The sequence below is a fragment of the Psychromonas sp. B3M02 genome, from assembly GCF_003318165.1.
Lineage (GTDB): Bacteria > Pseudomonadota > Gammaproteobacteria > Enterobacterales > Psychromonadaceae > Psychromonas.
On record NZ_QOCB01000067.1, the window covers coordinates 1 to 9,653 of the forward strand.

At 35.3% G+C, this 9,653-nt stretch carries 9 protein-coding genes; 6 read left to right on the forward strand and 3 right to left on the reverse strand.

Features of this window, described 5'->3' with window-relative positions; genetic code table 11:
• Positions 1 to 368: 368 nt before the first annotated feature.
• The 3 genes from DS885_RS07865 (at position 369) to DS885_RS07875 (ending at position 4,819) form a co-directional block, all read left to right on the forward strand.
• Positions 369 to 2,675: a serine/threonine protein kinase gene (locus DS885_RS07865; protein ID WP_147232339.1), complete on the forward strand. Its 2,307-nt coding sequence runs from the start codon at positions 369 to 371 to the stop codon at positions 2,673 to 2,675.
• 58 nt (positions 2,676 to 2,733) lie between these two features.
• Positions 2,734 to 3,318, forward strand: a complete 585-nt coding sequence (locus DS885_RS07870) for a sigma-70 family RNA polymerase sigma factor (protein WP_113818889.1) — start codon at positions 2,734 to 2,736, stop codon at positions 3,316 to 3,318.
• Positions 3,319 to 3,460: 142 nt separating this feature from the next.
• The gene (locus tag DS885_RS07875; RefSeq protein WP_113818890.1) at positions 3,461 to 4,819 is read left to right on the forward strand and encodes a hypothetical protein; all 1,359 of its coding nucleotides are present in this window, start codon (positions 3,461 to 3,463) and stop codon (positions 4,817 to 4,819) included.
• 135 nt (positions 4,820 to 4,954) lie between these two features.
• On the opposite strand, the gene DS885_RS17930 is transcribed toward DS885_RS07875, so the two are convergent.
• Positions 4,955 to 5,245, reverse strand: a complete 291-nt coding sequence (locus DS885_RS17930) for a DUF2938 family protein (RefSeq protein WP_220149669.1) — start codon at positions 5,243 to 5,245, stop codon at positions 4,955 to 4,957.
• Complete coding sequence (locus tag DS885_RS17625; protein ID WP_220149672.1) at positions 5,242 to 5,640, reverse strand: FAD-dependent monooxygenase; 399 nt, start codon at positions 5,638 to 5,640, stop codon at positions 5,242 to 5,244. The genes DS885_RS17930 and DS885_RS17625 overlap by 4 nt, the downstream gene beginning before the upstream one ends.
• A 196-nt stretch (positions 5,641 to 5,836) precedes the next feature.
• On the opposite strand from DS885_RS17625, the gene DS885_RS07885 reads away from it, so the two are divergent.
• Both DS885_RS07885 and DS885_RS07890 read left to right on the forward strand, forming a co-directional pair.
• Positions 5,837 to 6,247 (forward strand): LexA family protein, encoded by a 411-nt coding sequence (locus tag DS885_RS07885; protein WP_113818891.1) that lies wholly within the window; start codon positions 5,837 to 5,839, stop codon positions 6,245 to 6,247.
• Positions 6,247 to 7,506 carry a Y-family DNA polymerase gene (locus DS885_RS07890; protein ID WP_113818892.1) on the forward strand — a complete coding sequence of 420 codons (1,260 nt, stop codon included), beginning with the start codon at positions 6,247 to 6,249 and terminating at the stop codon, positions 7,504 to 7,506. Before DS885_RS07885 ends, DS885_RS07890 begins: the two co-directional genes overlap by 1 nt.
• 2 nt (positions 7,507 to 7,508) lie before the next feature.
• Here DS885_RS07890 and DS885_RS07895 read toward each other — a convergent pair whose 3' ends face one another.
• Complete coding sequence (locus tag DS885_RS07895) at positions 7,509 to 7,874, reverse strand: ribosome recycling factor family protein (protein WP_220149670.1); 366 nt, start codon at positions 7,872 to 7,874, stop codon at positions 7,509 to 7,511.
• 219 nt (positions 7,875 to 8,093) lie between these two features.
• Between DS885_RS07895 and DS885_RS07900 the strand changes: the two genes are divergently transcribed.
• A complete protein-coding gene (locus DS885_RS07900; RefSeq protein ID WP_220149671.1) occupies positions 8,094 to 8,957 on the forward strand; it encodes an alpha/beta hydrolase family protein in 864 nt (287 codons plus the stop codon).
• Positions 8,958 to 9,653: the final 696 nt, after the last annotated feature.

Sequence of the window (9,653 nt, forward strand, 5' to 3'; positions counted from 1 at the left end):
GTATTAAATAACTGATCTAAATTTTGCGCCGGAAAAATGGCTTAGTTTGAGGCGTAAGTTGATGTAAATGGTTGTTCCCTATACGAAACTTACAACGAAAAAATAAGTTGTTTTAACAAGTAAAATAGATCAGTTACTTACTATGATTGGTATTAAACCATAATCCAACTTTTTAACCCACATCTTTATTTAATGGTAATTAACGTCAAGAATTAACCAACCAAATCTAAAACCAGAATATTCTGTTGCCTTTATCCTATTTGAGTGTATAAATATAACATATTGATTAATAAGGATGTTATTCAGTGGCAATTGCTTTTTTAATTGTGCCTTTAACATCGTCATGCACAATTAAGATAACCGAAGAAATGTTATATAAACTTTATATACAAGCTATTCAATTACCTATCAATGAAAGAGAATCATTTGTACGTTCTCAACCTATTTCGCAGCAAGCTACTACACAATTGCTTGAAATGTTGAAGGAAGACGACCAAGATTTTACTCTATCCAGTCAACTTTTATTGGAAAGCACTGCCTATCAAGAATTATTACAGATTGGCGATACTATCTCTGTTTATCAATTAACTGACGTATTAGGCAAAGGTGGTATGGGGACGGTATTTAAAGCCTCACGCATCGATGGGATTTTCGCACAAACTGTGGCAATCAAGGTTATCTCTCCATTATTAAAGGGAACATTAGACACTACAAAACTAGTATATGAAGCTAACGTAATGGCTAAATTACAACAGCATCATATTTGTGCCGTGATTGATGCAGGTGTTACAGAGTCTGGCCAGCATTACATTGTCATGGAGTATATACAGGGAGCAAAGGGAAGTAATTTTTTTGATGATCACCTAATCCCTTTAAAACTAAAATTATCCGTGTATAGGGATTTATGTGAAACGATAGAATATGCTCATCAGCAACATGTTATTCATGGCGATATAAAACCAGATAACCTAGTCATAGATGATAAATTACAACTTAAAGTGTTGGACTTCGGTATTTCACAAATGCTTACCTCGCGTCAATCTGCAGCACTTACTCCCGTTAACAAATTTCATGGTGTTAGTAATGGGTATGCCAGCCCAGAGTTAGTTAAAGGCGAGGGGCCTAGCGTCAGTAGTGATGTTTATGCATTAGGTGCGATAGCCAGTAAAATAATTAAATCTTCAGTGCTTGCTTCTCAAAAAGAAGATAGAGAATTAACTTGTTTAGTTAACAAAGCAATGGCCGATTCTGCAAGTGATAGATACCAAGCTGTATGGCAGTTACAACAAGATATTGAGTCGTACCTTAATAACCAAGTGATCAGCAGTTACCCCGCGAATACACTCTATAGATTTAAAAAGTTGGTGGTTAAGCGACGGCCAATAAGTAGTTTACTTTGCTTATGCGTTGTTGTTTTTTGTAGTTTGTTAATGATTAACTTATTGACGCAATATCAACAAGTACAATACGAAAAAAAGCAATCTACGATTATGTTTGAGCAGTTTTCTTCAGCTTTAAACTTAGATCTTGATAAACAATCAGGTATTCAATTAAGTTTAGCGAATCACTATGCAAGCATAGGAGAAAGAATCAAGTCTCAACAGTTATATGCTGAAATCATAGACCGCTTTAGTTTACTTAATAATACCGATATTGCTTTTGAAGCGGGAGCTAGGTTATTAACTTCATTGTTAGACAATAAAGATTATGATGCCATCAGCAATAAATTATCAGTATTAAAAGATAAATTATCTTTTATCGCTAACAGTCACTTACCTGTGACAGAAAACCAAGCTCATTTTTATCATTTATGGGTTAATGCTAGTTCCTTCAAATCCACAACTGTGAGTAATCAATTAGAGCATTTGGCTCTATTCAACAAACTAAAAAGCAAATATTGGCAACAATACATACAACAAAATCTACACAGACAAACAACTCAAAAGGGTATTGAATTCAATGCAACTCATCACGCGATAAAGAGTAGTTTTTATTATGATCCTGAACCGATAGATCGGCTAGCTAAAAGCAAACGATTGCTGCAATCACTATTTAGTAAATACTTAACAACGCGCTATGAAACAACAACGTCAAAGAAGTTAGAGGATTTTGTTCAGACATATCCTGTTACTAACCACCTAACTCATGAAAATAACAAGCAGCTTTTAAAGCCAACCAGTGATCTATTGAGTCATAACATTAGTCGTGATTCACTTATTTACTTAACAGATGAAACGGCTTTATTTCTTTCAGATAAAGACGCTAAGTTAACGATACTATCTCACCACAATCAAATGCAGTCGACCGTCAGCCCTACATGGAGCGCTGAAGGGTTAATGGGAAAGACTTGGTATCATATTTATGATCGCAGTGTTCAGTCAGATGGGAAAGCAAAAGCGACGTTAATGAAAATGCAGTTTGACCCTGTTTTTGTGACACTACAAATTGCTAATTTAATTAAAAAAGTCCCTTGGTACCTTAAACAGAATATGCTGATTTTAGACTTTTCAGATCAACAACCACTTTTTCTACCTTTAAACGCCTATAGTGAAGATCATGAGCTAAAACTGGTTCAAAACAATTTGTCAGGCATGTTTTCGTTAATGACAGATAACAAATTCTTAGCAAATTATATTTTTAACCGATGGTATTTAGTAGAAAAAATGACTCACTAAATATATTTTATGACAACGCATCAGGGTAATCTGACTCACATAATAAAAGATATAAATAATGAAAGATGTTGAATTAAAAAACCTCGTAAAGGGGTGGCAAAATAAAGAAACTGAATCGACTAATGTATTGATGGGAATGGCTTATTGCAAAATTAAAGAGATTGCTATTAAATATCATAAAAATTTGCCAAATGATGCAAATACCGCCATTTATTGTCAAACAGCCACTGATCTCGTACATGATGCATATGAACGATTACTACAAGCGGAGTCAAGATTACCTATTGATACATTGCGGGAGTTTTACAGCTATCTTAATGCCACGGTCAGAAATACCTTTATTGATAATTACAGGAAATTAGTCACTGCGGATATTAGGAATCCAGATAAAACACATCTAGATTCTGTTGATGCATTAATGCAACCTGGGCCATGTATTGAACAACTTTATGAGTTGTCATCTTTATCATCTCACTTAACCTCTTTAGCAAAAGATTATCCACGCCAAGCTGAAGTGGTTGAGTTACGTTATTATGGGCAACAATCAAACAAGGCCATTGCCAGGTTATTATCTATCTCTTTGCGAACCGTTGAGAACGATCTGCGCTTTGCTAAATCATGGATTAAATTAAAAATTCAATAAATTGTTATTTTTTTATGTGGTTTTTTCAGTTTTTTACGTCACTATTTGAAGTAATCATATTTAGGTAATTTAGCTTTAAATATCAAATATGCTCAAATCTAATAGCAGTTTGATTAATGTTAAAGCCCCCTAAGGATTGATGATGAAAAAAACGTTACTTGCTCTGACCATCGCCGGTTTATTAACTGCTTGTGGTAGCTCTTCAAATAGCAGCTCTTCTGATGATACAAATTCAAGCTCGACTGAAACCACAACAGCCAGTGCCACAGAGTATCGTGTTATAGATGGTTACCTAAGCAATGCTGAAGTGTGTTACCTAGCTGAAGGTGCAACAGACTGTGAAGTGATCGGCACAACGGATGATAATGGCTTGATTACTATTCCTGATGGAACTGATTCTGGTCAACTTATTGCGACTATCATCGCAGGTCAAACTAGCGATGCAGATGGGGTAGGTTACGTTGGAACTACTTACCAAATGATCACAGATATCGGCACTGGTGCTGATGCAGTTATTACACCGTACACGACTCTAGATGCGCTTGACGATACTAAATCTATCGATGATATAGCTGCTGATTTAGGTGTCAGTGTTGATTTAGTAAAAGGTGACTATGTGTCATCAACTGATGAAGACCAAGCAAGTGTTGCTATTATTGCAAAAACCCTAGTAACACAATTGTCAGAAAGTGTTGAAGAAAACAATGCGAGTGAGTTATTGACACAAGCAACGGAAGTAAAGACCTACATTGATGAAGAGCTTGTTAATAGCGATATTGATTTAAGTGAACAAAATGTTGTTGTGCTTGATGATGGTAGTTTATCTACTGAAACGGCTATCACTGAATTAGAAGATTTTTTGATCAATGAAAACGGCCTTTCTGTTATTAGCTTGAATGCTGAATATTATTCTCAAGAAGGTGGCTCTGTTGCTATGTTTTCAGAGGATGGAACAGGCTCTTTCAGTGGTGAAGATAATTTTACATTTACTTATAGCACTGAAGGTGATTTTTTAACAACTAGCGTAGATAGTGACTCTGCGACAGATCAGTTTATTTATGTAAATAGTACCATTGCGCTATCTGTGCCATTAGCAGGTAAAGACTTAACCGTGATGGTTGATTCAACCTTAGAAACTGCGACTAGCCTATGGGATAGAGATGAAATTGTTGGCAATACACTTTACCTGATTTTTGATGATTCATCAGGTACAACGGTAGCAACACCAACATATGCTGCACTAACATTCTCCGATGAAGAGGTTGTTATTGTTGAAGACGGTGAAACGGCAACCTTTGAGTGGTCATTAGATGATGATGGTTTCTTAACTCTGTATACAGGTAATGATTATGGAGACCGTGATGTAACGTTCGTTAAGTACCTGACAGATGACAACATAGTTGTATACAACGATTACTATAACGAATCTTTTGGTTTGATGTTAAGCGATGAAAACTTAGCTGAAGCATTATTTAACGAGTGGTCTTCCATCTCAGAATAATAACAAATGAAACGATTAGATTTATTGGTAAAATAGTAACTAATCAGATCACACAGTCAAAGATCGTGCCACCCTAAAAGATGGGAGCGCGATCTTTTCATTTATATGTCGGTTAGTTTACAAATAGAATTAGAGTTAAATCACTATTATTGTATTAAATATGCTGTCTTCGATGATGCAATGCCAGCACTCATGCCGGGTTGCATAATAAAAAATGGAGCAACTACGGTAACCAATCCAATCAATAAGGCTGGTAACAGTTGAGGTAATGTGAGACAAGTTAGTTTGACCATAAAACACTACTAACAATAGCGCATAGACAATGCCTGTTAGATAGTGAACAAACCAACCTAATGTTTTTTCACCTAATTTCGCTTTTGATGCAGCAATAGAGTCATGCTTAATTTGTTGGGCTTTTGCGATCACATCTTCAGCGGTAAGGTTTGGTATCCTGCACGTTGATCTTTACTTAATAACCCAAGCTCAATATAAAAGCTAACTAAATATCCACCTTCATGCGGAATGGTCGTTACCGCACCACACTCTTTTGATTGAATAAAGCTTTTAACACGAATATCTGGAAAGTCTGTCACTAATAATAGATACATTACACCCCAGGCTTTATTCGCAGAATCACCCTTTAATTCAATTGATAGGTTACGACGAACAGAGCTTCTGGCACCACCTGTTCCTACAATGTATTTTTCTTTCACTACTTCTGTTTTTGGCGAATCGGAACCATCATTAAGTTCAAAAGTAGCAGTGATAGGGTGACTATCTAAATCTTGTGTTAGGTTTTGATCTGCATCTAGTTTAACCAGGCGTCGACTATAATGTGGAACAAGGTTAGTGACTGATTTTAATCGGTCATTGTTAGCGAATAATTAAGCCTAAATATCATTGTATAACGTGAGTGGAATGCGTGTAAAAAAGCACTTTAAAACTTTTCCTCTTGTACTTCTAATAAAGTGCCCTATAATTTAACTGTGTTTTTATACAGTTAAATTATAAGTAGCTATGAAATTTATCCCTATTACAGCAAGTGCCGGTATTACCGGATTCGAAAGTCCTGCAAGTGATTACTTACAGCTCCCATTAAGCCTGGATGCTTTATTAATAGAGCATCCAAGCGCAACTTTTATTGGCAAAGCTGATGGTCATTCTATGCAGGGTGTTGGTATATACAGTGGTGATATCCTGATTGTGGATAGGCACTTGACAGCCAAAAATAATGATGTGATCGTGGCAAATTATAATGGAGAGTTCATCTGTAAACTCATTGATATTGGCGGCCGCCAACTATTATCTGCCAATCCTAGATATAAGGCTATTGCGATAAATGAAGATGATCAGTTCACCATAGAGGGGGTGGTCATTCGCTCCATTCGCTGTCATCGAGCCAGTCAATTGTTAGCGGCAACACTATAATGTTTGCCTTAGTCGACGCCAATTCATTTTATTGTAGTGCAGAACAAGTGTTTCGCCCTGAGTGGCGTGGTAAACCTATTATTGTGCTATCTAATAATGATGGTTGTATCGTTGCGGCCAATAAAGCGGCGGCTGCATTAGGGATTAAAAAGTTTCAACCCTATTTTAAAGCACGTGGCTTGTGTGAACGAACGGGCATTATTGTTTGCTCATCAAACTATGAACTATATGCTGACCTCTCACATAAAATGATGCAAGTAATAGGGCGCTTTGCACCTGAGCAACATATCTATTCCATTGATGAAGCTTTTTTAGATTTTAATGATTGCAGTCAACCAATCCCTCATTTAGCAGATCATGCACAAAAAATTCGTCGAGCAGTTTGGAAAGAAACTCGATTACCCGTTTGCGTTGGTATAGGAAAAACCCTTACCCTAGCAAAAGTTGCCAATCACGTTGCGAAAAAATGGCCTGGATTTAAAGGTGTATGTGTACTTGATGACCCTAGCTTTATACAACAAGTCTTTGATCAATTATCTCCTATTGATGTCTGGGGAATAGGTAGTAAAACCAATAAGAAACTTGCTGAACAAGGTATTAACAACGTACAGAAACTCAGGGAAACTAACTTAAAATATTTACCTAAAAGCTTATTTAATGTTGAACTACAGCGAACAATTAATGAATTAAATGGAATCTCATGCAAGTTATGGGATGGAGTGAGAGCCGATAAATTACAAATTTTTTCAACGCGTAGTGTCGGAGAACGCATTACCAATATTGAACATTTACATCAAGCTCTAGCAAAACATATCGCCATTGCAGCAGCAAAAGCCAGGCAACAGGGGTCCCTATGCGGTACATTATTAGCCTTTGCATCTAGCAGCCCCTTTGACCCGATGCCAGCAAGTTATAAAGTAATTATTCATTTTTGCCACGCAACAAATGATACTTCACAATTGCTTAATGCCCTGAGTGAATGCATGGAGCAGCTATTTAATGCCAGTGTTCGATATTATAAAGTGGGTGTTGGATTGTTAAATTTAAGCAACGCAAAACATCAACAATTTGATCTGTTTAATGCTGATCAACCTAATCCATCATTAATGAATGTATTAGATGGAATTAACCAGCGTTATGGTACTAACAGCGTATTTTTTGCAGCGCAGGGAATACAAGAAAGTTGGGCAATGCGCAGAGAATTATTAACACCTCAATACACTACTCAATGGCCGCACATTCCGAAAATAGGGTGCTGATACTAATCACTAAAATCTTCTGCAAGATCAAAAGCAATTCGAGCCTCGGCCAGCGAACAGCCTGTTTGTGCAATTAATTTATTTAATGTCATCTCAGGATGAGAAGTAATCAACTGCTGAAAATCGACTTTAGGCTTAGGGAGACCTTTTACAATCGCCTGGTTAACCCAAGATAGTTGAAGTTCGGTTAACAAAGGTATTAACGAAGTTAACTGTGATTCACTACCACTTAATAACCAGTTTTGAGAACGACGAATACGTTTTAAAGTACATTGGTGTTGGCTAACTAACGCTAAAACTTGTTGTTTATTATCAACACGACGCACAAAACTATTTAACTGTATTGATAGTATTTTCGAGTGATTCACTAACAAGCAATCTCCAAGTAAAAGACGAATAATACCAGATTTAATGATAAATCATGAACAGGTAAATGAGTGTATCATTACACTGCAAAACATTTATAACGGCTAAATAAGTGATTTAATAACTGTTTTTCTCATTAATAAAATGGCCATTGCTTGATCTGTTAAGAAGCTGAATTGAGAAGTTAATATGAAGATTATCTATAATATAAGGATAATAAATTGAAACATTATGTGGGCCACCGTCATTTAAAGATAGTAGATAAAGAGAGGAGTATTTCATCTCCATTATTGGTCATGTACCCAAGCTATGAGCCAGCAAAACCAGTGATAATTGGCCCTTATACAGTAGAATCTACGCTTGATGCGAAGATTATTAAGGAAAGATTACCAGTAGTGATCATATCGCATGGAACGGGCGGAACCCATTTGGGGTACCTAACAATCGCAGAGTACCTAGCAGAGAATGGTTATATCGTTGCAATGCCAGAACATTATGGAAATAATACTCATAATAATACGTTGGAGGGCGCGTTAGAAAATTTACAAATGAGGCCTAAACATATTAGTTTAGCGTTAAATAGTGTATATGCTGACTCAGTATTTGCAGCGAATGTTACAGATAAAGTCGCTCTTATTGGTCATTCTATGGGAGGTTATACCGTACTAGCTGCTGCAGGCGGTCAACCATGGACAGAGAGTCATGAGAAAGTAATAGTACAGCATGATAAACGTATCGATGCCTTAGTGTTATTAGCTCCGGCAACAGAATGGTTTACACCAGAAGGGACATTAAATAATGTCAATTTACCTATTTTAATGTTAACTGCTGAGCATGATTTTCCATTAGAGAACGGCTGGCACAAAAGAACAGCTGATTTAGTCATAAATAGAATAATAGATAAAGAAAAAGTCATTTCAAAAGTGGTGGATAATGCAGGGCATTTTTCATTTTTAAGTCCATTTCCAAAATCAATGTCTAGCCCTCATTTTTTGCCTTCTACAGATCAAGTTGGTTTCAATAGAGTCGATTTTCATAAACAGTTAAATAAAGAAATAAAAGCGTTTTTAAATGAAAATATATAATAGAAAATTATAAATTTATTTAATAACAATACCTTACGATTTATTGGTTAATAATAAAACACTGGTTATTTATCTCCCCCAATTCATTGATGAAACAATAACTACAAGTATAACGTTATAAATAGAATGCATTAGCTTTGAGAAAAACAATTAAAACTGATATTTAATCGAGTAAATAAAGCACTTTACAGGCTACAAAAAGTAATTAGAAATTAAAATAATATCGAATTTAAAATGTCATTTAAATATCTTTACTGTGGAGTAAAAAAACAGTTAACAGCGTTGATTTATCTAATACAAAGATAGAATATTTCAAGTCGCCATAATTAGAAGTAGGTCTTTATTTAAGCTAGAGATATGAAATTTAAACACAAGATAAACGTAAAATTGCTCTATTTAACCAAAAAAATATAACTGGTAAATAAGATAAAATGATTGTTTTATAGGCAATAAAAACACTAATATTTTTATATTAAATGTGTAGATAGTTAAATAAAAGGGCATTCAACACCGAAATCAAGGTAAACTGAATGCTTTTATAGCAGTATTCGACCAATATAAATTTTTGCAAATAGTTTATAAATCAGTGAATTAAGTAGAAGATATATAAATAGGGTGCTTGTGAATGGTTATAATATTAGGCCTAATAAGAAACACTTACAATATACTTTATATACTGATAAATATGTGATTAAT

Bases quoted from the DNA above. Each gene is read 5' to 3' on its own strand.
- DS885_RS07885 (WP_113818891.1), top strand. From the start codon at position 5,837: ATGAAATTTATCCCTATTACAGCAAGTGCCGGTATTACCGGATTCGAA.
- DS885_RS07865 (WP_147232339.1), top strand. From the start codon at position 369: ATGTTATATAAACTTTATATACAAGCTATTCAATTACCTATCAATGAA.
- DS885_RS07875 (WP_113818890.1), top strand. From the start codon at position 3,461: ATGAAAAAAACGTTACTTGCTCTGACCATCGCCGGTTTATTAACTGCT.
- DS885_RS07890 (WP_113818892.1), top strand. From the start codon at position 6,247: ATGTTTGCCTTAGTCGACGCCAATTCATTTTATTGTAGTGCAGAACAA.
- DS885_RS07870 (WP_113818889.1), top strand. From the start codon at position 2,734: ATGAAAGATGTTGAATTAAAAAACCTCGTAAAGGGGTGGCAAAATAAA.